28 protein-coding genes and 1 riboswitch are annotated in these 25,869 nt (G+C 65.6%); of the genes, 14 read left to right on the forward strand and 14 right to left on the reverse strand.

Annotation, left to right across the window (positions count from 1 at the left end):
- The first annotated feature begins 26 nt into the window (after window positions 1-26).
- The gene (locus tag XI03_RS19645) at window positions 27-761 is read left to right on the forward strand and encodes a TlyA family RNA methyltransferase (RefSeq protein ID WP_028144210.1); all 735 of its coding nucleotides are present in this window, start codon (window positions 27-29) and stop codon (window positions 759-761) included.
- Window positions 754-2,001, forward strand: coding sequence for a class I SAM-dependent RNA methyltransferase (locus XI03_RS19650; RefSeq protein ID WP_271592979.1), 1,248 nt, complete (start codon window positions 754-756; stop codon window positions 1,999-2,001). Before XI03_RS19645 ends, XI03_RS19650 begins: the two co-directional genes overlap by 8 nt.
- 34 nt (window positions 2,002-2,035) lie before the next feature.
- On the opposite strand, the gene XI03_RS19655 is transcribed toward XI03_RS19650, so the two are convergent.
- Genes XI03_RS19655 through XI03_RS19675 form a run of 5 tightly spaced genes read right to left on the reverse strand, consistent with a single transcriptional unit; the run spans window position 2,036 to window position 6,969 of the window.
- On the reverse strand, window positions 2,036-2,887 hold the full coding sequence (locus XI03_RS19655) for an ABC transporter permease (RefSeq protein WP_028144208.1): 852 nt from the start codon (window positions 2,885-2,887) through the stop codon (window positions 2,036-2,038).
- Between the two features lie 2 nt (window positions 2,888-2,889).
- Window positions 2,890-3,738: an ABC transporter ATP-binding protein gene (locus tag XI03_RS19660; protein ID WP_028144207.1), complete on the reverse strand. Its 849-nt coding sequence runs from the start codon at window positions 3,736-3,738 to the stop codon at window positions 2,890-2,892.
- A complete protein-coding gene (locus XI03_RS19665) occupies window positions 3,735-4,781 on the reverse strand; it encodes an ABC transporter substrate-binding protein (RefSeq protein ID WP_271592980.1) in 1,047 nt (348 codons plus the stop codon). The genes XI03_RS19660 and XI03_RS19665 overlap by 4 nt, the downstream gene beginning before the upstream one ends.
- A 41-nt stretch (window positions 4,782-4,822) precedes the next feature.
- On the reverse strand, window positions 4,823-6,037 hold the full coding sequence (locus XI03_RS19670; RefSeq protein WP_038972678.1) for a CaiB/BaiF CoA transferase family protein: 1,215 nt from the start codon (window positions 6,035-6,037) through the stop codon (window positions 4,823-4,825).
- Entirely contained in the window at window positions 6,034-6,969 is a 936-nt protein-coding gene (locus XI03_RS19675) for a hydroxymethylglutaryl-CoA lyase (RefSeq protein ID WP_271592981.1), read from the reverse strand. Before XI03_RS19675 ends, XI03_RS19670 begins: the two co-directional genes overlap by 4 nt.
- A gap of 89 nt (window positions 6,970-7,058) precedes the next feature.
- Between XI03_RS19675 and XI03_RS19680 the strand changes: the two genes are divergently transcribed.
- Window positions 7,059-7,970 carry a GntR family transcriptional regulator gene (locus XI03_RS19680; RefSeq protein ID WP_271592982.1) on the forward strand — a complete coding sequence of 304 codons (912 nt, stop codon included), beginning with the start codon at window positions 7,059-7,061 and terminating at the stop codon, window positions 7,968-7,970.
- A 110-nt stretch (window positions 7,971-8,080) separates the two neighbouring features.
- Entirely contained in the window at window positions 8,081-9,160 is a 1,080-nt protein-coding gene (locus tag XI03_RS19685) for an Acg family FMN-binding oxidoreductase (protein WP_442869724.1), read from the forward strand.
- Between the two features lie 11 nt (window positions 9,161-9,171).
- Here XI03_RS19685 and XI03_RS19690 read toward each other — a convergent pair whose 3' ends face one another.
- Window positions 9,172-9,789, reverse strand: coding sequence for a hypothetical protein (locus tag XI03_RS19690; RefSeq protein ID WP_271592984.1), 618 nt, complete (start codon window positions 9,787-9,789; stop codon window positions 9,172-9,174).
- A 77-nt stretch (window positions 9,790-9,866) separates the two neighbouring features.
- Window positions 9,867-10,250: a bleomycin resistance protein gene (locus XI03_RS19695; RefSeq protein WP_028144200.1), complete on the reverse strand. Its 384-nt coding sequence runs from the start codon at window positions 10,248-10,250 to the stop codon at window positions 9,867-9,869.
- Between the two features lie 92 nt (window positions 10,251-10,342).
- On the opposite strand from XI03_RS19695, the gene XI03_RS19700 reads away from it, so the two are divergent.
- On the forward strand, window positions 10,343-10,489 hold the full coding sequence (locus tag XI03_RS19700) for a hypothetical protein (protein ID WP_271592985.1): 147 nt from the start codon (window positions 10,343-10,345) through the stop codon (window positions 10,487-10,489).
- 15 nt (window positions 10,490-10,504) lie between these two features.
- A complete protein-coding gene (locus XI03_RS19705; RefSeq protein ID WP_271592986.1) occupies window positions 10,505-11,278 on the forward strand; it encodes an enoyl-CoA hydratase/isomerase family protein in 774 nt (257 codons plus the stop codon).
- A 38-nt stretch (window positions 11,279-11,316) separates the two neighbouring features.
- On the opposite strand, the gene XI03_RS19710 is transcribed toward XI03_RS19705, so the two are convergent.
- The 3 genes from XI03_RS19710 to XI03_RS19720 form a co-directional block, all read right to left on the reverse strand.
- Window positions 11,317-11,952 (reverse strand): hypothetical protein, encoded by a 636-nt coding sequence (locus XI03_RS19710; RefSeq protein ID WP_028144198.1) that lies wholly within the window; start codon window positions 11,950-11,952, stop codon window positions 11,317-11,319.
- Window positions 11,953-12,149: 197 nt separating this feature from the next.
- Complete coding sequence (locus XI03_RS19715; protein WP_271592987.1) at window positions 12,150-14,972, reverse strand: autotransporter outer membrane beta-barrel domain-containing protein; 2,823 nt, start codon at window positions 14,970-14,972, stop codon at window positions 12,150-12,152.
- A 261-nt stretch (window positions 14,973-15,233) separates the two neighbouring features.
- Window positions 15,234-16,097: a DUF1194 domain-containing protein gene (locus XI03_RS19720; RefSeq protein ID WP_028144196.1), complete on the reverse strand. Its 864-nt coding sequence runs from the start codon at window positions 16,095-16,097 to the stop codon at window positions 15,234-15,236.
- Between the two features lie 273 nt (window positions 16,098-16,370).
- Window positions 16,371-16,448, forward strand: a riboswitch (Fluoride riboswitch).
- A gap of 102 nt (window positions 16,449-16,550) precedes the next feature.
- Between XI03_RS19720 and XI03_RS19725 the strand changes: the two genes are divergently transcribed.
- The 6 genes from XI03_RS19725 to XI03_RS19750 all read left to right on the forward strand — a co-directional run bounded on the left by XI03_RS19725 (window position 16,551) and on the right by XI03_RS19750 (window position 20,327).
- Window positions 16,551-17,759: an MFS transporter gene (locus XI03_RS19725; RefSeq protein WP_271592988.1), complete on the forward strand. Its 1,209-nt coding sequence runs from the start codon at window positions 16,551-16,553 to the stop codon at window positions 17,757-17,759.
- Between the two features lie 19 nt (window positions 17,760-17,778).
- Window positions 17,779-18,168: a fluoride efflux transporter CrcB gene (crcB, locus tag XI03_RS19730; RefSeq protein WP_028144194.1), complete on the forward strand. Its 390-nt coding sequence runs from the start codon at window positions 17,779-17,781 to the stop codon at window positions 18,166-18,168.
- 201 nt (window positions 18,169-18,369) lie between these two features.
- Entirely contained in the window at window positions 18,370-18,792 is a 423-nt protein-coding gene (gene crcB / locus XI03_RS19735) for a fluoride efflux transporter CrcB (protein ID WP_271592989.1), read from the forward strand.
- Window positions 18,793-18,794: 2 nt separating this feature from the next.
- Complete coding sequence (locus XI03_RS19740; RefSeq protein ID WP_247429645.1) at window positions 18,795-19,136, forward strand: DUF190 domain-containing protein; 342 nt, start codon at window positions 18,795-18,797, stop codon at window positions 19,134-19,136.
- Between the two features lie 44 nt (window positions 19,137-19,180).
- Entirely contained in the window at window positions 19,181-19,486 is a 306-nt protein-coding gene (gene clpS / locus XI03_RS19745; protein WP_271592990.1) for an ATP-dependent Clp protease adapter ClpS, read from the forward strand.
- A 79-nt stretch (window positions 19,487-19,565) separates the two neighbouring features.
- A complete protein-coding gene (locus tag XI03_RS19750; RefSeq protein ID WP_038950559.1) occupies window positions 19,566-20,327 on the forward strand; it encodes a hypothetical protein in 762 nt (253 codons plus the stop codon).
- A gap of 21 nt (window positions 20,328-20,348) precedes the next feature.
- On the opposite strand, the gene XI03_RS19755 is transcribed toward XI03_RS19750, so the two are convergent.
- The 4 genes from XI03_RS19755 to fabI all read right to left on the reverse strand — a co-directional run bounded on the left by XI03_RS19755 (window position 20,349) and on the right by fabI (window position 24,300).
- Entirely contained in the window at window positions 20,349-21,539 is a 1,191-nt protein-coding gene (locus XI03_RS19755; RefSeq protein ID WP_271592991.1) for an adenylate/guanylate cyclase domain-containing protein, read from the reverse strand.
- Between the two features lie 62 nt (window positions 21,540-21,601).
- A complete protein-coding gene (aroC, locus tag XI03_RS19760; protein WP_271592992.1) occupies window positions 21,602-22,690 on the reverse strand; it encodes a chorismate synthase in 1,089 nt (362 codons plus the stop codon).
- A 181-nt stretch (window positions 22,691-22,871) separates the two neighbouring features.
- On the reverse strand, window positions 22,872-23,471 hold the full coding sequence (locus XI03_RS19765) for a histidine phosphatase family protein (protein WP_028144188.1): 600 nt from the start codon (window positions 23,469-23,471) through the stop codon (window positions 22,872-22,874).
- Between the two features lie 13 nt (window positions 23,472-23,484).
- A complete protein-coding gene (gene fabI / locus XI03_RS19770) occupies window positions 23,485-24,300 on the reverse strand; it encodes an enoyl-ACP reductase FabI (protein ID WP_092259949.1) in 816 nt (271 codons plus the stop codon).
- 173 nt (window positions 24,301-24,473) lie between these two features.
- Between fabI and XI03_RS19775 the strand changes: the two genes are divergently transcribed.
- Both XI03_RS19775 and XI03_RS19780 read left to right on the forward strand, forming a co-directional pair.
- Window positions 24,474-24,962 (forward strand): RNA polymerase sigma factor, encoded by a 489-nt coding sequence (locus XI03_RS19775; RefSeq protein ID WP_028144186.1) that lies wholly within the window; start codon window positions 24,474-24,476, stop codon window positions 24,960-24,962.
- Window positions 24,963-25,068: 106 nt separating this feature from the next.
- Window positions 25,069-25,839: an anti-sigma factor family protein gene (locus XI03_RS19780; RefSeq protein ID WP_271592993.1), complete on the forward strand. Its 771-nt coding sequence runs from the start codon at window positions 25,069-25,071 to the stop codon at window positions 25,837-25,839.
- Window positions 25,840-25,869: the final 30 nt, after the last annotated feature.

Genomic DNA, 25,869 nt, shown 5'->3' on the forward strand with positions numbered 1-25,869 from the left:
CGACAAGCCCTGTCCTGGAGAGTCGATTGTCCCCTGCCCGCAAGCGCGCAGATGTATTGCTGGTCGAGCGCGGCCTGTTCGAGAGCCGGGCGCGGGCGCGCGCGGCGATCGAGGCGGGCCTCGTCACCGCCGACGACAAGCCGGTCGCCAAACCGTCGGAGACGATTGCCGAGGACGCCGTGATCCAGGCCGAGCCCGCGCACCCCTACGTCTCCCGCGGCGGCGTCAAGCTCGCCGGCGCGCTGGAGCGGTATCCCATCGAGATCGAGGATCATGTCTGCCTCGACGTCGGCGCCTCCACCGGCGGCTTCACCGAGGTGCTGCTGGCGAACGGCGCGAGCCTGGTGTTCGCCATTGACGTCGGCACCAGCCAGCTGCATGCCTCGCTGCGCGACCATCCCAAGATCGTGTCGATGGAGGCGACCGACATCCGCAGCTATGACGGCAAACGGCTGCCGGCACGGCCCGATGTCGTCGTCATCGACGTCAGCTTCATCTCCCTGAAGACCGTGCTGCCCGTGGCGCTGTCGCTGGCGGCAGCGCCGATGAGCCTGCTGGCGCTGATCAAGCCGCAATTCGAGGCTGACAGGAAGCACAACAAGAAGGGCATCGTCCGCGACGCCGCCGTGCACCGGGAGATCTGCGACGACATCGCCGCCTTTGCCGCTTCGCTCGGCTGCACCGACATCGAGATCTTCCCCTCGCCGATCACGGGCGGCGACGGCAATATCGAATTCTTCCTGGGCGCGCGCCGTGGTTGAGCGTCTCACCATCGACCATGTCGGCCATCGCGGCGACGGCGTCTGCCTCGACGCCGGCGAAGCGATCTACGTGCCCTACACGCTGGGCGGCGAGACCGTTGAGGTCGATCACGTCGTAGGCAACCATCCCGACCGCCGCAAGCTGCTCGCGGTCGACGTCGCAAGCCGGGAGCGCATCGAGCCGTTCTGTCCGCATTTCGGCGTTTGCGGCGGCTGCGCCATCCAGCACTGGTCGACCGAGCCATACCACGCCTGGAAGCGCGGCATCGTGGTGGAGACGCTGGCGCAGGCCGGCATCGATTGCGAGGTGGCGCCGCTGATCGATGCTCATGGCGCCGGCCGCCGGCGCGTCACGCTGCACGGCCGGTTCGGCACGCATGACATCCTCAAGGTCGGTTTCTCCGCGACGAGCTCACACGACGTCATCCCGATCCATCGCTGCCCGATCCTCGATCCCGCACTCGACGGCGCGCTCGACGCCGCCTGGGCGCTGGCGGAGCCGCTGACGTCCAAAATGCCGGTGACCAAGCCGCTCGACATCCAGATCACCGCCACCGCCAACGGCCTCGATGTCGACGTGCGTGGCTCCGGCCCGCTGCCGACGCCGCTCGTCACCGCGCTGTCGCGCGTCGCCGAGCAGCACCGCCTGGCGCGGCTGACGCGGCATGGCGAATTGGTGCTGCAACGCCTGGCGCCGACAATAAAGATGGGCCGCGCAGAGGTGACGCTGCCGCCGGGCTCGTTCCTGCAGGCGACCGTCGCGGGCGAAGAGACGCTGGCAGCGCTCGTCGCGGAACGCATCGGCAAGGCCAAGGAGGTTCTCGACCTCTTCTGCGGCGTCGGGCCGTTCGCCTTGCGGCTCGCCGAAAAAGCGCGCGTCACCGCCTATGACAACGACGCCGGCGCTGTCGCAGCGCTGGCAAAAGCCGCGCGCACGCCGGGCCTGAAGCCGATCAAGGCCGAGCCGCGCGATCTGTTCCGCCGCCCCCTGGTGCCGCCGGAGCTGCGCGACTTCGACGCCGTGGTATTCGACCCGCCGCGCCAGGGCGCGCAGGCGCAGGCGCTGAAGCTCGCCGCGAGCAAGGTACCCGTCGTGGTCGCGGTGTCCTGCAACGTCGCAACCTTTGCCCGCGACGCGCGGCTGCTGATCGACGGCGGTTACAAGATCGACGCCGTAGTGCCGGTCGATCAGTTCCGGCACACGCCACATGTGGAGCTGGTGGCGCGGTTTAGCCGGTGACGTTGCACGCGCCCGCTCACCCTCGTCCGGGCCGCTATGCTGACGGCTCGAATTGCGGCTGCCATCGCAACAAATAGGACTGCAGCGAGCGCACCGCGATCGCCAGCAGGATGCCGACGAACATCATGACGAAGATCGCGACCATCATCTCGCTGGCATTGGCGCGCGCCTCCGCTTCGATGATGAGCTTGCCGAGGCCGCGCTCGGCGCCGATGAACTCGCCGACGATGACACCGATCAGCGCGAAGGACACCGCCGGCAAAAGCGAAGCGAACACCCAGGCAAGCGCGGACGGGATCACGACGGTACGCAGCACGGTGAATTCGCTGGCGCCGAGCAGACGGGCGGCCGCGATCTGGTCGCGGTCGACCGCCCGCGTTCCCTCGAACGTGTTGAAGAACACCACGAAGAACACGACGAGCCAGGCGGTCGCGATCTTGGAGAGGTCGCCGAGGCCGAAGATCAGGATGACGAGCGGCACCAGCGCAATGCGCGGTATCGAGTTGAGCGCCACGATGTAGGGCCCGAACACGCGGGCAAGGAAATCCGAACGTCCGAGAATCAGGCCGGCCGCGATGCCGCTCGCTGAGCCGAACAGAAAGCCCCACCAGGTATTCTTCAGCGTGACGAGCGTGGCGAGCCACAGATTGTTGTCGTTGCCCCTGATGCAGGCGGCAAAGCCGCCGGCGTCAGAGAAGCAGCCGAGCCGCAGAAAGCTCTGCCAGATCAGCGACGGCTTGGCGACGAAATAGGGATCGAGGATTTTGGGCACGTAAGCCCTCGGCAGCAGCGCCTTGCTCCATTCAAAGCCCCACTGCCAGATGACGAGCACGGCTGCGAGAATGGCCAATTGCCAGAACAGGATTACGGTGCGGCTGTTGGACATGGTCAATCGGCCCTGGTGCGGCGGAATTCTTCGCCGAGGGAGTGCCAGATGTGAGAATAGAGACGGCCGAATTCGGCGCTCTCGCGCACGGAAACGGGATCGCGCGGCCGCGGGATGGCGACGTCGAAGTCTTCCTTGAGACGCCCGGGCCGCGCCGAAAGCAGGATGATGCGGCTCGCCAGCGTCAAGGCCTCGCCGAGATCGTGCGTGACGAACAGCACGGTCTGCCGCTCGCGCTCCCAGATCTCCAGCAGCGTCTTGTGCATCTCCAGCTTGGTGTGGGTGTCGAGCGCGCCGAACGGCTCGTCCATCAGCAGGATCTCAGGCTCCAAAATCAGCGTGCGCATCAAGGCGACGCGCTGGCGCATGCCGCCGGACAGCATGCGTGGAAAGCTCTGCGCAAAGCCCGAGAGCCCCGCCTTCTCGACCGCCGCAGCGACGCGCCCGGCGCGCTCGGCCTTCGGCAATCCCGCGATCTCCAGCCCATAGCCGATGTTCTGCTCCACGGTTCGCCAGGGAAACAGAGTATCGCGCTGGAAGACATAACCGACCCTGGGGTTGACCTTGCCGGTCTCGACGGTGTCCTGATCGATCAGGATACGTCCGCCCGAGCGCGGCAACAGCCCCGCCACCATGTTGAGAATGGTGCTCTTGCCGCAGCCGGACGGGCCGAGCAGCGCGACGAACTCGCCCTGCTTGACCTCGAAGGAGACGTCATCCACTGCCACGAACTCGTGGCCGGACGCGTTGAAGCGCTTGGCAAGTCCCTGCACGGCGATGCGGGTGCGTGCCGCTGTCGCTTCATCCTCGTCGCGCGCGAGCGCAAGACCCTGGCCCGGCGCGGCGATCATTTGTACTTCGCCCTGGCTGCCTGGAGGAAGCTCATGTCGACGACATCCTCGTATTTGGTCTCGGGAATATCCGTGCCCTTGCGGTACCAGGGCTTGGCGCCGCGTTCGAACGCGGGCTTGTCGATGACACCGTCATAGGCCCAGGTCGACTTGTCGAAACCGAGCTCGGCGCTGACCGCATCGGGGTCGATGCCCGAGAAATACTTCGGCGTGACCAGCGCCTGCACCTCCGCGAGCGGCGCAGCTTTCACGAAGGCCATGGCGCGGTAGATCGCATTGACATAGGCCTGCACCAACGCCTTGTCCTGCTCGACCGTGTCCTGGAGCGTGTAGATCACGAGCACGGGCAGCGCGCCGCCGAAATCCTTCTCGAACACGCCCGGCTTGGACGTGTCGTAGATCGTCCTGCCAAAGCCCTTCTTTTCGACCTCGACGATCCAGCTCGGCGGCGCCATGATGGCGTCGAACTGCTTGGTCTGGAGCGAGGGGAACATCGTGTTGGGTCCCCCGCCCGCGACCCAGTTCATCCTATCACCGAGCCCGCGCGCCTCGAACACATAGGTGCCGAACACCCAGGTGCCGGAGCCGATGGCGGTGGCGGCAACGATCGGCTTGGCACCGTCAGGCCGCTTGTAGTCGGCAAGCTTCTCGACCGAATTGATCCCGCTGTCGTAGAGGTCCTGCCGGACCATGATGTTGGCGTAGGAGCACACCATCTCGGTGGCGAGCAGGATCTTGCAGGGCTTACCGCGGGCGCCGAGCTGGAGCGGGTGGCTGGCATCGCCGTGCGCGAACAGTGCCTGCCCCGCCGCCAGCGTCTGGCGTCCGAACGTCCCGGCATTGCCGGTGACGAGCTTTGAATCGAGCCCCTCGTCCTTGAAGTACCCCTTCAGCTCCGCAATCATGCCGATGGCGTAGACAGGCGACACCGGTCCGAAGGCGAGCGAGACCTGCTTGCTTTGCGCAAGCAATCGTCCCGGCAACAGCGATGCTCCGCCCAATGCGGAGCCCGCGATCAGCGCCTGGCGCCTGGTAATGCTCATATGCTCCTCCTCCCTTGTTTCTTGTCCGATACGCCGATCGGTCAGGACGGCGCGACCTTGATCGTCCCTGCCTGTCGCAGCGTGTCGATCTCGTCCGGAGACATGCCGATCTCGCTCAGTATCTCGCTGCTATGCTCGCCGATCCCAGGGGGATCATAGCGGTTGGGCAGCCGCCTTCCGTCCATGGAAATCGGCAACAACGGCGTCTTGGCCTCGTTACCGTCGGGCAGCCGAATGGCGGTCAGGCCGCCGGACTGGTTGAGATGCGGATCATCGAAGAGATCGCCGGGCTTGTTGACCGGCGCATAGGGAAGATCGAGCTGCTCGAGGCGCGCGGCAAGATCGGCCTTGTCCCACTGCTTGAAGATCTTCGCGATCTCGGGGATCAGCCAGCCGCGATGATCGACGCGGTCGTTGCTCGTTGCAAAGCGCGGATCAACGAGCCAGGCTTCACGATCGAAGGCGCGGCAGAACGCCTCCCATTGCTCTTCACCGACGATGGTGACGAACAGCTTCGAGCCGTCCCTGGTGTCGAAGAGATCGTAGACCGGCCATGGGCTGTCCTTGATCGAATACGGGATCGACGGCTGGCCGCTGACCACTTCGCACATCATGGCCTGCGCCATCAGGAACACGTTGTTCTCGTACAGCGCGCTCTGGATGTAGCGCCCCCGGCCGGTCCGCTGCCGCTCGGCCAGCGCAGCCTGGATCGCGATCACGCCGAACATGCCGCCCATGACATCGTTGACCGAGGCCCCGGCACGCATCGGGCGGTCGGGCAGGCCGGTCATGTAGGCAAGGCCCCCCATCATCTGCACCACCTCGTCGAGCGCGAGGCGGTTCTCATAGGGTCCAGGCAGATACCCCTTGAGCGAGCAATAGATCAGGCGCGGCGCGAAGGCCGCGACGCTCTCGTAGTCGAGGCCGATCCGCTTCAACAAGCCCGGCCTGAAATTTTCGATCATGACGTCGCTGCTCTCGATCAGCCTGCGTGCGACGTCCTGGCCTTCCGCGGTCGACGTATCCAGCGCGATGCTGCGCTTGTTGCGGCTGTAGGTGGCGAAGAAACCGGCGGCTGGGCCCTTGAAAGTGCGGGTGCGGTCGCCCTTGGGCGGCTCGACCTTGATCACGTCGGCACCGAGATCGGCGAGGATCAAGCCGCAGCTCGGCCCCATCACCATCTGACTGAACTCGATGACACGAATGCCGGCGAGCGGGCGAAGCTCCGATGCCGTCTCACGCGCAACCGGCGTCATGCCGCGCTCCGCAGGACTTTGGGAATGCCGGCCTCGTGCAGATGCCCCGTCAAGTGTTTTGCCGGGATATGGCGGGCGAGAATCTCGCGCGTCTGCATCAGACGGTCGAGGTCGATGCCAGTGGAGAGGCCCATGCGCTCCAGCATGAACACGAGGTCCTCGGTGACGATGTTGCCGCGCGCACCGGGGGCAAAGGGGCAGCCACCGAGGCCTGACACGGCGGCGTCGAAGCGGCGAATGCCGGCTTCGAGACCGGCCACGGCGTTGGCAAGGCCGGCGCCGAGCGTATCGTGCAGATGCAGCCGCAACGTCATTTGCGGCCCGACCTCGCGTCGTACGGCTGCAACGATCTGGCCGATCAGCTTTGGGGTGGCGTAACCAACGGTGTCGGCAAGCCCGATCTCGTCGGCACGGGCCTCGGCAAAGGCGCGCGCCACCCGGCACACCGCCGCTTCACTGACCTCGCCTTCGAGCGAGCAGCCGAAGGAGGTGGATATCGCGCCCATCAGTTGCAGACGCTGCCCCACGGGCCGGGCGTCGATCGCGGCGCGAACCGCGCGAAATCCCTCGATCTGCTCATCGACAGTCCGGCGCACATTGGCCTGGTTGTGCGTCTCGCTCGCCGAGATGACGAAATAGATGGCGTCGACACCGGCGGCGATGGCACGCTCGGCGCCCTTCACGTTCGGCACCAGAGCACCGATGGTTGCCGACCTGTGCGTGAGCGCGTGCGCCATCACCGTATCGACATCGGCGAATTGCGGCACGACCTTTGGCGGCACGAACGAGCCGGCATCGATCTCGCGCACGCCGGCAGCAGCGATCGTGTCGATCAAGGCGCATTTGGCTTCGGTCGGAACGAAGATGTCGAGATTCTGCAGACCATCGCGGGGAGCGACCTCGCAAATATGGACATCCGGCGCGCGTGCCATCGGGCTCTCCCTCGGTCGATTGTATATTGTTGCATAAAAGAACAATCCATGGGACAGTCTGTCAAGCCCTAAACTTTGCGTGCACTGCAATGACTGCATCCGACAGTTCCCGACAGCGCGGCACCCGAACCGACGGTTCCGAACGCGCCGAGCACCTCGCCGGCCTCATCATGGCGTTCGCCCGGCGCGAAGGCATGAAGGCCGGCGACCGCTTGATCGAACAAAGGCTTGCCGACGCGCTGGACCTTTCACGCGCGCCGATCCGGCTCGGCCTCAAGGCTCTGGAGGCCGCGGGGTTGGCGCGCGGCGAGCCGCATCGCGGCTTTGTGCTGGCCAAGAATCCCACCAGCGGCGCAGCCCAACCGGCGCTCGCCGCTGTCAGGCGCAACGAGCAGGTTTATGCGTCCGTCGCAGGCGACGTGCTCGCGAGCCGGCTGCCGACCGACGTTACCGAGGCGGAGCTGATGCGCCGCTATGACGTCACGCGGGCCGAGCTGCAGCGGCTGCTGGACCGGATCGCTGCCGAGGGCTGGATCGCACGCCTGCCGGGCTATGGCTGGCGTTTCGCAGAGACGGTCTCGAGTCCCGAATCTCAAGCACAGGCCAAGGCGTTTCGTGCGGTGATCGAGCCGGCGGCAATCGCGCAGCCGGGTTTTGCCCTGCCGCAGGAAGTGATCGTACGTCTGCGCGAGCGCCAGCAGCGCGTCTTCGAAGGCGAGCTCGAGAAGATGACGATCGGCGAGATCTTTCACTCCGGCTGCGAATTCCACGAAGACATCATCCGCGGCGCCGGCAATCCCTTTTTTCTCGAAGCGCTCAGGCGCCTGAACTCGATCAGACGCCTGTTCGCCTATCGCAGCTTTGCCGACCGCGACGGCATGCGGCGTCACGTGCGCGAGCATCTGCGCCTGCTCGACATTCTGGAAACCGGGCGTTATGCCGAAGCGGCGGAACTGATGGCCAAGCACCTGCAACGGCCGCTGGTGGCGGGCTTGTCGTGATGCTCAAGCCAGGATTCCCTGGACCCGCCATCCGATCTTGATTCCGCTCAATCGTTCTGGCGCCCGTTGGTGCTAGAGGCGTGCTGTGCAAGGGCATGGAGCGGACGTTTGTGGTTGACCGGCGACAGTTCATCGGGGCCGCGCTCGGGTTGCCCGCGGCTGCGATCGGCGGCTTCCCTGCCGCAGGGGCAACGATGACCTATGACGAGGCAGTGACGACGTCTCGGGCTCCGCTGCAGGCCGTGCCGAGGGATCGCGAGCTCGTGCGCTTTGCCACCCTCGCCGCCAACAGCCACAACACCCAGCCGTGGATCTTCTCCGCTCGCGGCAACGAGATCGCGATTGCACCGGACTTCACGCGCCGCTGCCCGGCCGTCGATCCGGACGATCATCACCTCTTCGTCAGTCTCGGCTGCGCCGCCGAAAACCTCATCCTCGCCGCATCCACGCTGGGCTGGCGCGCCGATCCCGTCATTGAGGGCGACCGGATCGTCATCGCGCTCGAAGAAGCGCCGCCCGCCGCATCAGCGTTGGCGGCCGCGATTCCGGTCAGGCAATGCACCCGCGCGACGTTCGACGGCAGGCCGGCCGCAACCGAGACCTTGCGCCAGCTCGAAAGCGCCTGCCGCGAACCTGATGTCGCGGCCATCCTGATGACCGAGCGTGTCGCGATCGCCGGGGTCACCGACTATGTGCTCGAAGGCAACTCCGTGCAAATGCGCGACAAGGCCTTCATGCGCGAGCTCGTGAGCTGGATTCGCTTCAACGAGACGGAGGCGCTCGCGACCATGGACGGGTTGTTCTCGCCCGCCTCGGGAAACCCGTCTCTGCCGTCATGGCTGGCACGGCCGCTGCTGAAGTTCTTCTTCACGGAGCGCGGCGAAAACAAGAAGTACCGGGAACAGCTCGCCAGCTCTGCGGGCGTCGTCGTGCTCGCGGCCGATCGCAGCGACACATCGCACTGGATTGCGGTCGGCCGCGCCTGCCAGCGCTTCGGCTTGCAGGCAACCGCGCTCGGGCTCAAATATTCCTTCGTCAACCAGCCGGTCGAGGTGGCGGCGCTTAGGCCGCAATTCGCGGCCTCAATCGGACTGGGCGCTCGGCGTCCCGATATCGTGATGCGTTTCGGGTACGGCCCAAACCTGCCGAAATCGCAGCGGCGTCCGCCGGAGCTGGTGATGCAATCCTAACGCCTGCGATCCTAACGCCGAAGGCCGCCCAGGACCGGCGACTCGCCGGGCAGCATGTTCGATCTGATATCGCTGTCCATGCGACCCGAGTCCTGCTGGATGAAACCGGCGCCGAACGACAGACTGAGGTTGGAGGTCGGTTTGAACTCGACGCCCGCAAATGCGCTGGTGCCGGGTACCGCGCCCGACGTCAGCGGCGCCACCGAGCTGCCGATGCCATTGCCATATTTCAACGTCTCGAAGCCGGCAAAGAACGTCACGGGCAAGCCGCCAGCTGTCTTGGTGGTGTAGCCGAACTGCGTGCTGTCATAGGAGAGCGCGCTGAAATTGCCGGCAAGTCCGCTCTGACTAAGCCCGGTCTGACTGAGCCCGCTCCAATTGAGGTTGCCGCGCTGGTTGCCGACGAAGAAGCCATTCGCAAAATTAGTGCGCCCGCCTGCGTCACCGGCATTGAAGCTTGGAAAATTGCCGTAAGGATCCGAGCTCTGGCCATCGCTGCCGCCAAAGCCAAACGGTCCGCCCGGTATGACATACCTCAGCGGTGCAACTTGCGCATCAACGGAGGTGCCGCCGAGCCAGAGCACGGCGAAGATGGCTGCAAGACCGCATGAAGTTGCAAGGCGGGACATTCAAGTAACCTTCGAAAACCTCGCAAATCATACCCTCCGGCGATGAGGAATGCCAGCGAGCCTGCGCCGGCATCGCCTCAGCCGGGTTCCGGGATACCCATGCCGAAGGTGAGCTGATTGCCATCAGCATCAACGATGTCGAAATCGCGCATGCCGTAATCGCGATCCTCCGGCTGGTTGATGGGCCTGGCGCCACGGCCGGACAATTCGGCATAGAGCTGGTCGACGTCGCGGACGAAAATGCAGAGGCCGCCCTGCCCGGGCAATCGTTTCGTCCTGGCCGCTGCAAGCAGATGCAGAGCGACAACGTCGCGGCAGAGGCAGGCATAGGACAAGGGCGCACCATATTCGAAGGTGACCTCGAACCCGAGTACGTCGCGGTAATAGGCGAGGCTCGCGGCGATGTCGGAGACGACGAAAACGGTGGCGGAGCCGGCCATCATGGGATGTTCGTCGGTCATCTGTCCTCTCCAAGTCGCGAGCAATCTCCCGCACGCAGCCTAGCATGCGCGCTCGAGGTCTTGCACGGGTCGCGCCGCAACGTAAGCTGGTCATGAAGCGGGCCCTCTTGCCGCTGACGATCCCGCATCTGACGGAACGGACTGACGATGTCTGGCGGCTGATCGGCGATGGCGCCCTTGCGGCCGCCCGCGAAGTCTTGCGCAAGATCGAGCGGCAGTTGAAGGCGCTGCCCCAATGAAGCATGGAGAACTCGGTGACCTCTGACAATCCCGTCGCGTACGAATGCGTTGGCAACATCGCCCGCATCACGCTGCGCCGCTCGCCCGTCAATGCGCTGAGCCTCGAGATGATCCGCGCAGTTGTTGCCGCCTTCCGCCGCGCTGCGGACGACGACGGCGCACGCGTGGTCGTGCTGGCGAGCGCAATTGCAAAACGTTTTTCGGCGGGCCTCGACCTCGACATCCTGCTTGGCAGATCCGGCGCCGAGATCCGGGAATTCCTCCAGGCGCTCTATATCGACCTTTACGATGCCCAGTACGGGCTCGGAAAGCCCTCGATCGCCGCGGTCGGCGGTGCGGCGCGGGGCGGCGGCATGACCATGGCGGTGTCCTGCGACGTGGTGCTGGCAGCCGAGAGCGCGACGTTCGGCTATCCCGAGATCGACGTCGGCGTCATTCCCGCGATCCACTACGCGCATCTGCCGCGCATCGTCGGACGACACCGCGCCTTCGAGCTGCTGTTCACCGGCCGGGTCTTCGGCGCCATGGAAGCACGCGAGTTCGGCGTGGTGAATCGCGTCATCGCGGATGCGGAGCTCGAGGCCGAGGTCGCGAAGCTCGCTGCGCAGTTCACCGGCAAATCAGCCGCGGTGCTGCGCATGGGCCGCGCGGCCTTCATGCGCCAGATCGATCTCGACTATCGCCGCAGCATTGCAAGCGCCGTGGACGATTTCTGCATCGTCGCGACGTCGGATGAGGCGCAGGAGGGCTTGAGGGCGTTCGTGGAGAAGCGGACGCCGAAATGGTGAGGACAGCAGGCCCGGCGCGTGTTCGGGGCGCCTCGCGTTCAGGCGGTCCTGTCGACGGAGGACGACGTGTCGGCCGGCGGATATTTCGTCACCGGCACCATGAAGGATTTCGTGCCGACCTGGTAGATGACCTTGCCGTTCTGCCCGTCATCGGTCGCGATCTGCGTCTGCCCGAACATGATGACGTTCTTGTAGACGTAGCCGGTGCCCTGGCGCGTGACGCCGTCGGTGGTGACGCTGACCTGCGCTTCCTTGCCATTGACCGCGAGCACCTTGAAGCTCGCGCTCTTGCCGTTGGCGCTGGAATAGCCGCCCCAGCTTCCCATGAGGCGGCTGTCGGAAGCCGGCGGGGCCTGCTTCTCGAGATTCGCGGTCTGCTTGCCGGCGCCCCCGAAGGAGAACAGCATCACCATGTTCTTGCCGTCCTTGGTGCCGACCGTGACCCCGCCAAAAGTGATAAGTGTGCCCTGAACCTCGGCAAAGCCGCGCTCGGTGTGCCCGTTATGGGTGTACTCGACCTGGGCCCGGGCGCCGCGGATGTTCACGACCTTGAAGCCGACGGGCTGGTTGTTGCCCACCCAATTGCCCTTCCAGTCGCCGACCAGAGCACTCTGGTGATACAGCCGCTCGTTGGCGGGCGAAATCTGGTTGGTGCTCGATGTAACGGTGGCCATTGGACTGCTCGGAGACAGGTCTGACAAACCCGCTTTCGTTAGCCCCAGCAATGTCAGGATGCCGGCTGGAAACGGACAGAAACCACGCGATTAGGGACACGCGCCGGTTAACGATCGATTAATTTCAACTGCCGGGTGCGGTGGGGCAAATGATCTCATCTTCGGTAGGCGCGGGCATCGTCCGGACAACCCGAGTTCTAGAAGGCGAGCCTCAACCCGCCGCGCCCGCCATAAACCACACTCGAGTCCGACGCCTTCAGGTAGTCGCCAGAGACGAAGAAGCTGGCCGCGCCTCGGCTGAGCTCGAAGCCGCCTCCGCCCAGAACACCCCAGATCGTGTCGGCGCCCGGCGTTGCGAACGGAATGGCCTGGCCGAGCAGCGTGGCGTTCACCGCCGCACCGCCTATCCGTTGCGCGCCGAGCACGCCAACGCGGAGGCTCCCGGTGATCACCGCAAAGTCGGCGCTACGGATCGTTCCCGATAATTTCAGCTCAGCGCGCTCCTCGAGCTCCGACAGCCGGCGTCCGCCCACCGTCAGACTCGCCGTCGAAGCGCTCTCGTTGTAGCCGCCGAGGTTGCCGGCGAGATAGCGGATGCGTCCCACCGGGGTCAGCCGCCACGTCGTGCCGCCCATCTCGCCCAGCTCGATGTGACGCCCGAGACCGAGTTCGGGGATCGCGTACAAGCCGGCGTAGTCGCCCAGGGCAGTCTCGATCCCGGTCGGCGCCAGATTGTTGCTGACCACGCGGGAGCTATGTCCTGACAAGCGGCCGAGCTGGATCATCATGTCGAGGAAGGTGTCGCCGAACGTGCCGCGGGCGAAGGCGCCGCCGAACGCGACATCCGAGCTGACGCCGTTGAGATTGAGATCCTCCGTGCTCCGCATGGCGCCCGCGCCGACGAACGCGCCGAGACGAAAGAACGGATTGGCCTGCCAGTCTCCGCCGATGAAACCGCCCTGGAAGCGATTGACGGTGTGGAGCAGCGGGCCTGTTGCCGATTGATCTCGCTCGCCGGCGAAGCCGCGCGCCCACATGCTCACTCCGCCGCCATAGACGGCCGTCGGCCCCTGCGGCGTCATCACCGCGGCGAAGGCCTCGCGCGCGCCCTGCGCCGGTCTGACCGCCGTGGCGTAGCTCATCGCCGGTCTCGCAGCGGGCGGAGGCGGCTCCGCCAGCGGCAGCGCCGACGTCACCGCCGCGGAGAACGCCAGGATGTTGCGGTTGGTCGCCGCGAAAGGCGTGGGATCGACCGTGACGACCCGCGATCCTTGCACGATGTAAGGCCCCGCCGAAGTGACGGTCACGCCCGCGAGCGAGTTGAAAGTGTAATTGAAGTTGCCACCGCGGAAATCCACCCGATCGGCGCCGCCGCCGAGATCGATGCGGCCGATGATCCGGGAGCCGGCGAACGAAGTGAGCGTATCGGCCGCAGAACTTAAGGAAATCGCCAGGCTGCTGATATTCGCCGCCGCTATCAGGCCGGCATTGCTGATATCGGCCCTCAACGCATAGATCGCCGAAGCGCCGGGATCGCTGACCGACACCGTGCCGGTGTTGAAGAGCGTGAGATCGACGGTTGTGATCGCAATGCCCCGCCCCGCGATCGTGCCGGAATTGTTGATCGCGGCGATCCCGGCATCGATCGCAACCGAGTTGGAGAGGATCGCGCCGGAATTGTCGATAGTCGCCGAGCTCACCGAAACGGCGGAGACGCTTCCCGAGACGGTGCCGCCATTGACGAGCTTGACGCCAGAAAACGAAGCGATGCCGTAGGAGCCGCCGGAAATGCTGCCGCTGTTGGTGATGTCGCCGGCCCCGACGAGGTTGATGGCCCGCAAATTCCCGACGATCGAGCCGGAATTGACGATGGTCGCGCTCGCGGCACTGAGGCCGTCGGAATTGCCGCGCACCAAGCCTGAATTCGTCAGCTTCAGGCTGCCGCTGAGATCGATGCCGGGGCCGCCGGTGGCGGTGATGGAGCCGGAGTTGGCGATGGTGGCCGTGGCGCCGTGAACACCTGACGTCACGCCGCTGATCGATCCGGAATTGGCCAGGGTGAGGGCAGTAACATCGATCGCCGCCGCGGTGGCCGCGGCGATCGAGCCCGAATTGGTGATGGCGGCGGTCGGTGCGAAGATCGCCGTCGTCTGCCCGCTGATCACGCCGGAATTGACCAGCGCGAGGTTGACGAATGCATCGATGGCGGTGCCGCCGGTGCCGCTGATCGTGCCCGAATTGACGATGTTGCCAACGTTGGTGAAGATGCCGAACTGGCCCGAAACGCTGCCGGAATTGTCGAGGTTCAAGGTGAAGCCGGAGGTCCCGATGCCGATGCTGGCGCCACTGATCGTGCCGCGATTGGCGATCGTTGCGCCCGCGGAATCGACGGCGGTGCCGCCGGACAGGATCGTGCCGCTATTGTCGATCGTCGCGCCGTTCACCGACAAGGCGGCATTGTCGCCATACACCAATCCGCGGTTCGCGAGCTTGACGGTGGAAAACGAGAGAATGCCGTAATTGCCGGAAATGTTGCCGCTGTTGGTGATGTCGCCAAAGCCGCTCAGGCTGATCGCCTGGCCGGACGTGCCGACGATCAAGCCGGAATTGGCAATGGTCGCAGTCGCCGCGCGGACACCGTTCTGGCTGCCTTGCACGGATCCCGAATTGGTCAACGTCAGGCTGCCGCTGAGATCGATGGCGGTGCCTCCGCTCGCGAAGATCAGGGCGGAATTGGTGATCGTGGCCGTGGCGCCGAGAACGCCGGACGTGACGCCGCTAACCGTGCCGCGATTCAGCAGGCTCCCGGTATTGAAGGTGATGCTCGCGGCACCCGCCGTGACCGTGGCGCCGGTGTCCACGGTGACATTCAGATTGGTGAAGCCGGCACCGCCGTAGCCGCCCGCCGTCGCGCCAGTGCAGACGGCCGACACATCGTTTCCGGCCGCGGGCGTGCATGCGGCTTCGGCCCGTGCCGTCAGCAGCATCGAGACGGAAGCGCAGGCGGCGGCGATCGCCACGCAGCGTGCTGCTACGGCGCCAATTTTCGAAGCCATGTGTGCTGGGAATGATGCGGCAATTGCGTGTGCGAGATGGGAAACGAAGAGAAACGAACACTCAACTCTTAGGTTGCTTTGCAACGGCCGGCAATTGAGTTGGAACCGGGTCGAACGCGGCTCGCCCGGGTTGTGGCTAATCCGCCACAAAGCCGACTGCGACGCTACCGTCATCGCGATCGTCGCCACGAGACGGCAGCGAGCATTGGCGACGTAGCACGCCGCTCAGCGCCCCCAGCGGTCCGACCAGATCTTCTCGCCGATCAGGCAGTTGACGCGCGGCTCCTTGTCGGCGACGGGCATCACGGGGCGCTCCGGCGTGCGGCCGGCGACCTCCATCAGCAGCTTGGTGCGGATCGCCTCCTTGAACTTGTCGCGGTCCTTGATCGTGATGACGAAGGAGCCCGGACCGCCGATGACGCAGTCCTCGTAGTAGAAATCGAGATTGTCGATATCCATGGTCGAATAGGACGGCTCCTTGACCATGATCGGCAGGCCGTTGATGACGACGCCCTTCTCCAGCGCGGCGTCGCGCGCCACCGTGACCGGACCGCCATTGTTGTTGGGGCCGTCGCCGGAAATGTCGATCACACGGCGCAGGCCCCGATAGGGATCCTCGTCGAACAGCGGCATCGCGAACGTGATCGCACCGGAGATCGAGGTGCGCGAGGCGCGCCGGATCGGCGTCTTCATGATCTCGGCGGCGACTGCATCCGCCGTCTCCGGGCCGTCGATCAGCCGCCAGGGAATGATGATCTTCTGGTCGCTCGAGGCGGCCCACTCGAAATAGGTCACCGCGATCCGGCCGTTCGGTCCGAGTTTCAGCGCCTGAAGAAATTCCTTCGACTGGATCGCCTGCGCATAGCCCTCGCGCTGGATCGCGAGTTCGTCCATGTCCATGGAGTAGGACACGTCGACCGCGAGGATCAGCTCGACGTCGACCGTCTGCGCGTCCCTGTCGGCCGCAAACCGCTGCGGCTGGTTCTTTGGCGGTTCAAATTTTGGTCCTGGTGCCGCGATGCCCGCGACGTCTCCTCCGGCAAACATGCCGGCAACCAGCACAGCCCCGATCGAGAACAGCAAACGCATCGCAGTCTCCCGTCGTATGACGCGATGGTGACATGCAATCGCCGAGCCGCAAAGGGCGAAGATCGCTTGCGCTTCACATTCGAGTTAGGAAGCTGCGGGTCGGGACTGTGCACGCCCTTGCGCGAAGCTGCCGCCGTGTTGCCGCGCTCGCGCCGATGGAACGCGCCAGATTGCTCGCATCATCGGGGCTCGCGTTGCGCAAAGCCGGAACGACGAGCCGCGGGAGAGAGCGCCCCACCTACTTGTCCGGCCCGATTTCCATGCTAGGTTGGCCATACAGATGGGGATGGAGTCCCCCGATAACCGCCCGCCGGTCGATGACCGTGGTGGGCTGATGACTCCTGCTTGAGGAGGGGCAAACTTTGGGCCTCTGCCTTCGGCGGGAGCATGGACAAACCCGCCGATGGCGGGTTTTTTGTTGTCTGGCGACGAAAGCCGGGAGAAGGCGAAGACGTGACGACGACGACACCGAATGCTGCACGTAGCGCCCTACCCAGGGGGATCTGGGTGCTCGGCTTCGTCTCGATGCTGATGGACATCTCCTCCGAGATGATCCACGCGCTCCTGCCGGTCTATCTCGTCACCGTGCTCGGCGCGTCCACGCTCACCGTCGGCTTCATCGAGGGCATCGCGGAGGCGACGGCCTCGATCACCAAGATCTTTTCCGGCGCATTGTCCGACTGGCTCGGCCGGCGCAAGCTGCTCGCAGCGCTCGGCTACGGGCTCGCGGCCTTCACCAAACCGCTGTTCCCGCTTGCCCCCAGCGTCGGATGGCTGGTGGCGGCGCGCTTCATCGACCGCGTCGGCAAGGGCATTCGCGGCGCGCCGCGCGATGCGCTGATCGCCGATATCGCGCCTCGCGGCCTGCGCGGGGCGAGCTTTGGCCTGCGGCAATCGCTCGACACCATCGGCGCCTTCGTCGGACCGCTCGTGGCGATTGGCCTGATGTGGTGGACCGCTGACGATTTTACCGCGGTGTTCTGGGTGGCGGTGCTGCCGGCCTTCTTGTCGTTCGGCTTGATCGCGTTCGCGGTGAGCGAGCCGGAGCCGGATCCGAGCCGGGAGCCTGCAGGGAATCCGCTCAATCTCGCCGCGATGCGGCAGCTCGGCACGGTTTATTGGCGCGTCGTGGCCGTCGGCGTCGTCTTCACCCTCGCGCGCTTCAGCGAGGCTTTTTTGATCCTGCGGGCACAGAATATCGGGCTCAATGCGATGTGGGTGCCGGCGGTGCTGGTGCTGATGAACATCGTCTACGCGCTGTCGGCCTATCCGGCCGGCGTGCTCTCGGACCGGATCAACCGGACCGGCCTGCTCGCGCTCGGGCTCGTCTTCCTCGCGTGTGCCGATCTTGCGCTGGCGCTGCTGCCGAGCCTTGGCGGACTCGCACTCGGCGTCGCGCTGTGGGGGCTGCATATGGGACTGACGCAAGGCCTGCTCTCGGCCCTCGTCGCCGACGCCGCGCCGCCCAGCCTGCGCGGCACCGCGTTCGGCTATTTCAACCTGTTCACCGGCCTTGCCTTGCTGGCCGCGAGCGTGATCGCCGGCGCGCTGTGGGACGCCTATGGTCCGGCAGGAACGTTCTTTGCGGGGCTCGGCTTCGCGCTGGTCTCGCTCGTGGGACTATTGGCCGTCGGCAACGGTCTGGCAGCGGAGGACAAATGAGGATGAGAGGTCGTTCGTCGTGCTGAGCGGAGCAATCGCGATCATGGTCGGCAGCGTGCTCGGCGGCTGCGCACGCTATTTCGTTTCCGGCGTGATCGCGCGGCGGCTGGGCGAGACGTTTCCGTGGGGCACCATGACCATCAACGTCACCGGTGCCTTCCTGATCGGCATTTTCGGCGCGCTGGCGACCCATCCCGGCTCGGCCTTCGCCGCGCCCAATCCGTGGCTGTTCGCGGTGACGGGATTTCTCGGCTGCTACACCACGGTGTCCTCGTTCAGCCTGCAGACGCTGACGCTCGTGCGGAGCGGCGAACCGATGCATGCGCTCGGCAATGTCGTGTTCTCGGTCGGGCTCTGCCTTGCCGCCGTCAGCTGCGGTTTCCTCCTTGCGGACGGTCTGGGAGGCTAACGCGATGGCATTTGTCGAAGCGTTGGCCAGGCCGCGGCTTCACCTCGCCCCGCTTGCGGGGAGAGGTCGGAATCTGCGTGAAACGCAGATTCCGGGTGAGGGGGACTCTCCGCGAGTCCAACTGCCACCTCCCTCGTGGAGAGCCCCCCTCACCCCGACCCTCTCCCCGCGCGCGGGGAGAGGGAGAAGGGCTAGAGGCCGATGAACTCTCCCGCCGAGCGCTGGCGCACTGCGATGCTTTACGGCTGGGTTGCCGCCGGCAGCATCGTCGGCGGGCTGACGCGCTATCTCGTCGGGCTCGCGCTCGACACCGGGCCGGGCTTTCCCTTGGCGACGCTGTTCATCAACGCAACGGGCTCGCTGATCATCGGCTTCTACGCGACGTTGACCGGCCCCGACGGCCGTCTGCTGGCGCGGCCCGAGCACCGGCAATTCGTCATGACCGGGTTCTGCGGCGGCTACACCACCTTTTCGACCTTCAGCCTGGAGACCTTCCGCCTGTTCCACGGCGGCATGAGATACACCGCGCTCGCCTATATCGCGGCGTCGGTGATCTGCTGGCTGGTGTCGGTGTGGGCAGGCCATATGATGGCGAGCCGGTACAACCGCTTGACGAGGAACTGACCATGCAAATCCCCAATCAGGCAGTTTCGCTCCGGATCTTCATCGGCGAGAGCGACCATTTCGACGGCAAGCCGCTTTATGAAGCGATCGTGACGACCGCGCGCGAGCGGCACCTTGCCGGCGCCACCGTGCTGCGCGGCCCCATGGGCTTCGGCAAGTCGAGCCGGCTGCACACCTCGAAGATCCTGCGGCTGTCGGAAGACCTTCCGCTCTTGATCGAGATCGTCGACAGCGAGGACAACATCAACGCATTCCTGCCCATCCTGGATGGCATGATGTCGAGCGGGCTGATCACCTTGGAGAAGGTGCAGGTCCTGCAATATGGTGCGAAGGCCGCAGGCTGATCGCTCCGGCGGGGAACCCGAGCCCGCCGTGTCCGGGAGGCGGAATGAACAACACTGTCACCAAGCCGAAGACGCGGACCAGGACCAAGGTCGAGCGGCCGAAGCTGCACAAGGTCATCCTGATCAACGACGACTACACGCCGCGCGAATTCGTCACCATGATCCTGAAGGCCGAATTCCGCATGACCGAGGATCAGGCCTACAAGGTGATGATCACTGCCCACAAGCTCGGCGCCTGCGTCGTCGCCGTGTTCACCAGGGACGTCGCCGAGACCAAGGCCACCCGCGCCACCCACGCCGGCCGCGCCAAGGGCTATCCGCTGCTGTTCACGACGGAGCCGGAGGAGTAGCGGCGCTATCTGCCCGCTTCGGGTCAATTTTAGCGATCCGCGCTACCGCAGGTTCAATCTCCTGTGTCACCACAACGCGATGACAGTCGCACTGCGCAAACAGCTCGCGCTCGAGCCCGCCCGCCCCGAAACCTCGTTCGGTCCGTTCAAGCTCCTGCATGCCCTGCCCTGGCTGATCCTGGCGGCTGCAATGCGGGTGATCGCGTTCGGCGGCGGCGCCGTGGCACTGCCGGCCATCATCGTTTCCGACATTTCGGTGCTGCTGGCGTTCTTTGCGACGGCACGACAATCGATCGAGGCGGCCGGCGGCCAATCCTCGCTCGGCACGCTGACATTGGGCGACCAGTTCAAGCTCTCCTTCTCGATCCTGTGGCGGATCATGCTCGTGATGATCGCGGCGGCGCTCAGCGCCGCAGCGATCGGCTATGAGGCTTCGTATCATCTGATGGCAGGCCTCGACGGCATGGCATTCGACCAGTTCACCCATCCCGGTCGATTCTGGAGCGCATGGATCGCCGCACTCGTGCTGCTCATGATCGTCCGTGCCGAGCGCGACGACGGCAAGGTCGCCCTGTTTGCCGCCATCGGCGAATTCGCGCGGCGCGGACTGTGGCTCGGCGCCGCCGTCATCGTCCTCGGCAGCGTCAACGTCGCCCTCGCCTATGGACAGGAAACGGTGCGCAGCGCGATTTGGAATTTCTGGCAGACCTCGTCGGCGACCCAGTTCAGCAAGAACCTGATCTATTTCGTCTTCATCTTCAGCTTTGCCATGCTGCGGCTGTGGATCACTCTGACGATCCTGACGCTTGGGCTGAGGCAGTCGTATGTGCGCGCTGACTAGTTCCGCCGACGGTGCCGTCCGCTAGGCCATCACAACCGGTGTCTCCTCGCCGAGCCCGTACACGCGCTGCGCCTTGGAAAACCCCGCGATCGGAAACTCGCCGAGCTCGCGCCAGTCGTGGCGGCAGACATTGGCAAAACCTTCCGAGGCAACGACGGTCCGCCCCAGGCGGCCCGTGATCTTCTCGAGCCTTGCGGCAAGGTTCACGGCGGGACCAATGCAGGTGAAGTCGAGGCGGTTGCCGCCGCCGATATTGCCGTAGAGGATGTTGCCGACGTGCAGCGCGACGCCGAAGCGGAAGCGCTCGACGGCCTTGCCAACCGGAAAGGCCAGCGCCTCGACGCTGGCGCGGGACTCGCGCGCCGCTTCCAGCACGCGCGTGCAGACATGGGCGGCATCGCCGACATATTCGTCGATCGGGAACACAGCGAGCAGGCCGTCGCCCATGAATTTCAGCACTTCGCCGCCATGGCCGCGGATCGCAGTGACCTGACAGTCGAAATAGTGATTGAGGATCTCGACCACGGTCTCGGCCGGCAGCCGGTCCGACAGCGCGGTGAAGCCGCGCAGATCCGACAGCCAGATCGCGGCCTGCATGGTGTCATTGTGACCGCGGCGGATCTGGCCGCCGAGGATGCGCGCGCCGGCGCGGTTGCCGACATAGGTGTCGAGCAGCATCTCGGCGGTGCGGCGCAGGCTGATGATCTCGCTGACGCGCGCCAGCGGCGTCACGATGGAGCGGATCGCCGCGATGTGGTCGTCAGTGAAGCCGCCGGGATGCCGTGTCACCCAGCTCGTCGCGTGGACCGAGCCGTCGAGAAACGGCATCGGCACCGCGATGTAGTCGGTCGCTCCTTCGGCGCGCAGGTCGTCGAGGATCGGAAACCGCTTGTTGTCGGGATCGCCGATGCGCCCCCTGACTTCGATCCCCTGCTCGAACACGATGCGGAGCGGGCTCGCGGCGAATTCGGGCGTGTCGAGGATCTCGAAATCGACGGTGCCGATCTCGACCTCCTCGCCCTGCCGCCAGATGAAGTTGCGGCCGAAGATCTCCGGATGCAGCGTGCGGATGAAGATGCCGAACCGCCACAGCGGCAGGCCGGCGTCGACCAGATGCTCGCAGACGTCCGCGATCATCTCGGCCGGGGTGCCTGACGACCGCGCGCCGTCGATCAGCCAGTTGGTGATGCGCTGGAGCTCGGAGCTTTGCATGCCCGCATTTGCGGACGAAGTTGTAGCGCCGTCAAGCTGCGCGGTGGGCTAGTACCGCGGCATCAACGCCCCACCTGCCCGCGATCGCGCAAAAAGTGGTCGGCGAGCACGCAGGCCATCATGGCTTCGCCGACGGGGACGGCGCGGATGCCGACGCAGGGGTCGTGACGGCCCTTGGTGAAGATCTCGGTGTCGGCGCCCTTGCGGTCGACGGTGAGACGCGGCTGCAGGATCGAGGAGGTCGGCTTCACCGCGAAACGCACCACGATCGGCTGCCCCGTGGAGATGCCGCCCAAAACGCCGCCGGCATGGTTGGAGAGAAAGCGCGTGCCGTCATTGCCAGTGCGCATCTCGTCGGCATTCTCCTCGCCGGTGAGCTCGGCGGCGCCGAAACCGGCGCCGATCTCGACACCCTTCACCGCGTTGATGGTCATCATCGCGCCCGCCAGATCGGAATCGAGCTTGGCGTAGATCGGCGCGCCAAGGCCGGCCGGCACGCCTTCGGCGACCACCTCGATCACCGCGCCGATCGAGGAGCCGCTCTTGCGGATGCCGTCGAGATAGGTCTCGAAGAACGCGGCCTTGTCCTTGTCCGGGCAGAAGAACGGATTTCTTGCGATCTCGTCCCAGTCCCATTTGGCGCGGTCGATCTTGTGCGGCCCGATCTGCACCAGCGCCCCGCGCACCTTCACGTCGGGCAGCACCTTGCGCGCGATGGCACCGGCGGCAACGCGCGTCGCGGTCTCGCGCGCCGAGGAGCGGCCGCCGCCGCGATAATCGCGCAGGCCGTATTTGGCCTCATAGGTGAAGTCGGCGTGACCGGGCCGAAACTTGTCCTTGATCTCGGAATAGTCCTTGGAGCGCTGGTCGGTGTTCTCGATCAGGAGCCCGATCGGCGTGCCGGTCGTCACCTGCACGCCGGTCTCCGGATGCGCCATCACGCCGGAGAGGATCTTGACCTGGTCCGGCTCCTGGCGCTGGGTGGTGAAGCGCGACTGGCCCGGCCGGCGGCGATCGAGGTCCTGCTGGATGTCGGCCTCGGTGAGCGGGATCATGGGCGGACAGCCGTCGACCACGCAGCCGATTGCCACCCCATGGCTCTCGCCGAAAGTGGTGACGCGGAACATGTGGCCGAAGGTGTTGAAGGACATCGCTGCTCGCTGGCTCGGTTCCGGCGTGTGGTAACGCGCCCTCGATGGAGGGTCAAATGCGTACCACATTCGTCATGGCCGGGCTTGTCCCGGCCATCCACGTTCTAGCTGCCGCGAGCGCGAAAGTCCGTGGATGCCCGGGACAAGCCCGGGCATGACGGCGGAGATTGGGGCGGCACCGTTAGCTATGCTTCTCCAGCCGGCCGTCGCGGAACACGTAGACGGCGCCCTGCTCGATATAGAGCTCGGCGGCACTGACGGGGGTCTCCAGGCCGAGTGACACCATCAGGGCCCGGCAGGTCCCGCCATGGGCGACCGCGACGATGTCGGTCCGCAGCTGGTCGTACCAGGCGCGAACGCGGACCTGCACGTCGGCATAGGTCTCCCCGCCGTCGGGGCCGACCGTCCATTTGTCGGCGAGGCGTCTGGCATAGACGCCGGGATCCTTCGCCTCGCTCTCGGCCAACGTCAGACCTTCCCAGACGCCATAGCCGATCTCGCGCAGGCGATCGTCGAGCGCGTAATCCGCCACCGGCAGCTCTAACTTGGCGCGCGCGAGTTCCATGGTCTGGCGCGCACGGCCGAGCGGGCTCGACACATAGGGTAACGCCGCCTTGTCGCGGCCCTCGCGCTTGAACAGATCGGCGAGAATGCTGCCGGCCTGCACGGCCTGACCGCGTCCACGCGCGTTCAGCGGAACGTCCTTGGTGCCCTGAAGCCTCCCGAGCGCATTCCACTCGGTCTCACCATGGCGAAGGTAATAGATCGTGGGCACGGGCATTCCGGATTTGAGGCTAGTCCTTGCCGCCGAACGAGATGTCCGGCGCGTCCGGGCGCTTCATGCCGAGCACGTGATAGCCGGAATCGACGTGATGCACTTCGCCGGTGACGCCGCGCGAGAGGTCGGAGAGGAAATACAGCGCACTGCCGCCGACGTCCTCGGTCGACACGTTGCGCCGCATCGGCGCGTTGGCCTCGTTCCACTTCAGGATATAGCGGAAGTCGCCGATGCCGGACGCCGCGAGCGTCTTGATCGGACCTGCCGAGATCGCATTGACGCGGATGTTCTTCTCGCCGAGGTCGGCGGCGAGATAGCGCACGCTGGCCTCCAGCGCCGCCTTGGCGACGCCCATCACGTTGTAATGCGGCATCCACTTCTCGGCGCCGTAATAGCTGAGCGTGATCAGCGAGCCGCCGTCGGTCATCAGTTTCTCGGCGCGCTGCGCCACGGCCGTGAACGAGTAGCAGGAGATCAGCATCGACTTGGAGAAATTCTCCTGCGTGGTGTCGACGTAGCGGCCGTCGAGCTGCTCGCCATAGGCGATCGCGTGCACTAGGAAGTCGATCTTGCCCCACTTCTCCTTCAGCACCGCGAACGCGGCATCGATGGTCGCGGCATCCGTGACGTCGCAATGGCCGAGCACGAGACCACCGATCTCGGCGGCGAGCGGCTCGACGCGCTTCTTCAGCGCATCGCCCTGATAGGTAAAGGCGAGCTCGGCGCCGGCGGCGTGGCATGCCTTGGCGATGCCCCAGGCGATCGAGCGGTTGTTGGCAACGCCGAGGACCACTCCGCGCTTTCCTTGCATCAGACCCGAATTCTGCGCCATTTTTGAACGTCCCGTCGAACTCTTGGTGAGGTCTGGAGGTACACCAGCCCTCCCCTGCGGTACAGCCCTAATACGCCGCGTTAACGCTGTTTCGAGCGCCGGAATAGCCGTTCCGTTCGGGTGTTATGATCGCTATAGGCGCTCGCGCCTGATACCAGGACGTCAAGACCGCAATGAGTGCGTTTCGCCAGAGTGTGGAAGCCATGATCCCGGCGTTGCGCCGCTACGCCCGCGCGCTCACGCGCGACGCGGACGCGGCCGACGATCTGGTGCAGGACACGCTGGTGCGAGCACTGCGTTCGGAGCGATTGTTTCTCGGAGGCGACGTCAGGAGCTGGCTCTACACGATCCTGACCAACCTCAACAAGAACCGGCGGCGCTCGCTGGCGAGGCGGCCGCAGTTCATGCAGCTGACGGAGAACAACCCGGATGCCAGCGGCACCGAAGCCGAAGGGCGCGACATCGAGAGGGCGCTGGCGACGCTCGTCGAGGAGCAACGCTCGGTGTTGCTCCTGGTCATGCTGGAAGGCATGAGCTACCGCGAGGTCGCCGACATCCAGGGCGTGCCGATCGGCACCGTGATGTCGCGCCTCGCCCGCGCCCGCGCCCACGTCAAGGCCTCGCTGGAGGGCGAGCGACCGACGCTCAGGCGGGTGAAATGATGGCAGGGTTGATGCATCGCGTGTCATCCGCCAGCAGCATGAAGATGAGCTACGCGACGTCGAGCTTTGAACGACATTTAAGGCCACAGAGCCAGAGACGATTGATATGAACGACCGCAATATCCCAGTGACCGAGGACGAACTGCACGCCTATGTCGACGGCGAGCTGCCGGCCGAGCGCCGCGCCGACGTCGAGGCCTGGCTCGCCGCCCATCCTGAAGAGGCCGAGCGCGTGCAGTCCTGGCGCGCCATGGCGGAGATGCTGCACGCCCGCTACGATGCCGTCGCCCAGGAGCCGGTGCCGGCCCGGCTGGAGCTCGAGCGGCTGGAACGCCGCCCGCGGCAATGGCTCTATGGCGCCGCGGCGGCCGTGCTGGTCGCCTTCGTCGCCGGCGGCGCCGCCGGCTGGGTCGGGCATGGCGCCGCCAATGCCCCCTCCACCTTCCGGAGCTTTACGGCGGACGCGCTCGACGCCCACCGCCTCTATGTCGTGGAGGTCCGCCACCCCGTCGAGGTCGGCGGCAATGAGCGCGACCACCTGCAGGCCTGGCTGACCCGGCGCTGCGGCTGGACCGTGTTCGCGCCGAACCTGGAGGCGAGCGGGCTGAAGCTCGTCGGCGGCCGGCTGTTGCCGGGACCGAACGGTCCGGCCTCGTTCCTGATGTATGAGGGCGCCTCGGGCGAGCGCTACACGATCTACACCTCCAAGACCGAGAATGGTGCGACGCAAATGCGCTACGCCAAAACGGACAAGGACGGCGCGTTGTTCTGGGCCGAGCGCGGCGTCGGCTACGTCGTCAGCGGCGGCGGTGATCGCGACCGGCTGACCCGGGTGGCGCAGGCGGTGTATGATCAGGCCGAGAAAAACGGCACCTAGACAGCCGCTCGAGGGCGGTGCCTAGATTCC

Source organism: Bradyrhizobium sp. CCBAU 65884 (assembly GCF_028128835.1).
Taxonomy (GTDB): Bacteria; Pseudomonadota; Alphaproteobacteria; order Rhizobiales; family Xanthobacteraceae; genus Bradyrhizobium; species Bradyrhizobium ottawaense.

Excerpts from the sequence above, each read along its gene's own strand:
- XI03_RS19675 (WP_271592981.1), bottom strand. The coding sequence starts at position 6,969 with ATGGCACGCGCGCCGGATGTCCATATTTGCGAGGTCGCTCCCCGCGAT.
- XI03_RS19780 (WP_271592993.1), top strand. The coding sequence starts at position 25,069 with ATGAACGACCGCAATATCCCAGTGACCGAGGACGAACTGCACGCCTAT.
- XI03_RS19765 (WP_028144188.1), bottom strand. The coding sequence starts at position 23,471 with ATGCCCGTGCCCACGATCTATTACCTTCGCCATGGTGAGACCGAGTGG.
- XI03_RS19740 (WP_247429645.1), top strand. The coding sequence starts at position 18,795 with ATGCAAATCCCCAATCAGGCAGTTTCGCTCCGGATCTTCATCGGCGAG.
- XI03_RS19665 (WP_271592980.1), bottom strand. The coding sequence starts at position 4,781 with ATGAGCATTACCAGGCGCCAGGCGCTGATCGCGGGCTCCGCATTGGGC.
- XI03_RS19660 (WP_028144207.1), bottom strand. The coding sequence starts at position 3,738 with ATGATCGCCGCGCCGGGCCAGGGTCTTGCGCTCGCGCGCGACGAGGAT.
- XI03_RS19720 (WP_028144196.1), bottom strand. The coding sequence starts at position 16,097 with ATGCGTTTGCTGTTCTCGATCGGGGCTGTGCTGGTTGCCGGCATGTTT.
- XI03_RS19655 (WP_028144208.1), bottom strand. The coding sequence starts at position 2,887 with ATGTCCAACAGCCGCACCGTAATCCTGTTCTGGCAATTGGCCATTCTC.
- XI03_RS19750 (WP_038950559.1), top strand. The coding sequence starts at position 19,566 with ATGACAGTCGCACTGCGCAAACAGCTCGCGCTCGAGCCCGCCCGCCCC.
- XI03_RS19775 (WP_028144186.1), top strand. The coding sequence starts at position 24,474 with ATGAGTGCGTTTCGCCAGAGTGTGGAAGCCATGATCCCGGCGTTGCGC.
- fabI (WP_092259949.1), bottom strand. The coding sequence starts at position 24,300 with ATGGCGCAGAATTCGGGTCTGATGCAAGGAAAGCGCGGAGTGGTCCTC.
- XI03_RS19680 (WP_271592982.1), top strand. The coding sequence starts at position 7,059 with ATGACTGCATCCGACAGTTCCCGACAGCGCGGCACCCGAACCGACGGT.
- crcB (WP_271592989.1), top strand. The coding sequence starts at position 18,370 with ATGAACTCTCCCGCCGAGCGCTGGCGCACTGCGATGCTTTACGGCTGG.
- clpS (WP_271592990.1), top strand. The coding sequence starts at position 19,181 with ATGAACAACACTGTCACCAAGCCGAAGACGCGGACCAGGACCAAGGTC.
- XI03_RS19710 (WP_028144198.1), bottom strand. The coding sequence starts at position 11,952 with ATGGCCACCGTTACATCGAGCACCAACCAGATTTCGCCCGCCAACGAG.
- XI03_RS19755 (WP_271592991.1), bottom strand. The coding sequence starts at position 21,539 with ATGCAAAGCTCCGAGCTCCAGCGCATCACCAACTGGCTGATCGACGGC.
- XI03_RS19695 (WP_028144200.1), bottom strand. The coding sequence starts at position 10,250 with ATGACCGACGAACATCCCATGATGGCCGGCTCCGCCACCGTTTTCGTC.
- XI03_RS19690 (WP_271592984.1), bottom strand. The coding sequence starts at position 9,789 with ATGTCCCGCCTTGCAACTTCATGCGGTCTTGCAGCCATCTTCGCCGTG.
- aroC (WP_271592992.1), bottom strand. The coding sequence starts at position 22,690 with ATGTCCTTCAACACCTTCGGCCACATGTTCCGCGTCACCACTTTCGGC.
- XI03_RS19670 (WP_038972678.1), bottom strand. The coding sequence starts at position 6,037 with ATGACGCCGGTTGCGCGTGAGACGGCATCGGAGCTTCGCCCGCTCGCC.
- XI03_RS19700 (WP_271592985.1), top strand. The coding sequence starts at position 10,343 with ATGAAGCGGGCCCTCTTGCCGCTGACGATCCCGCATCTGACGGAACGG.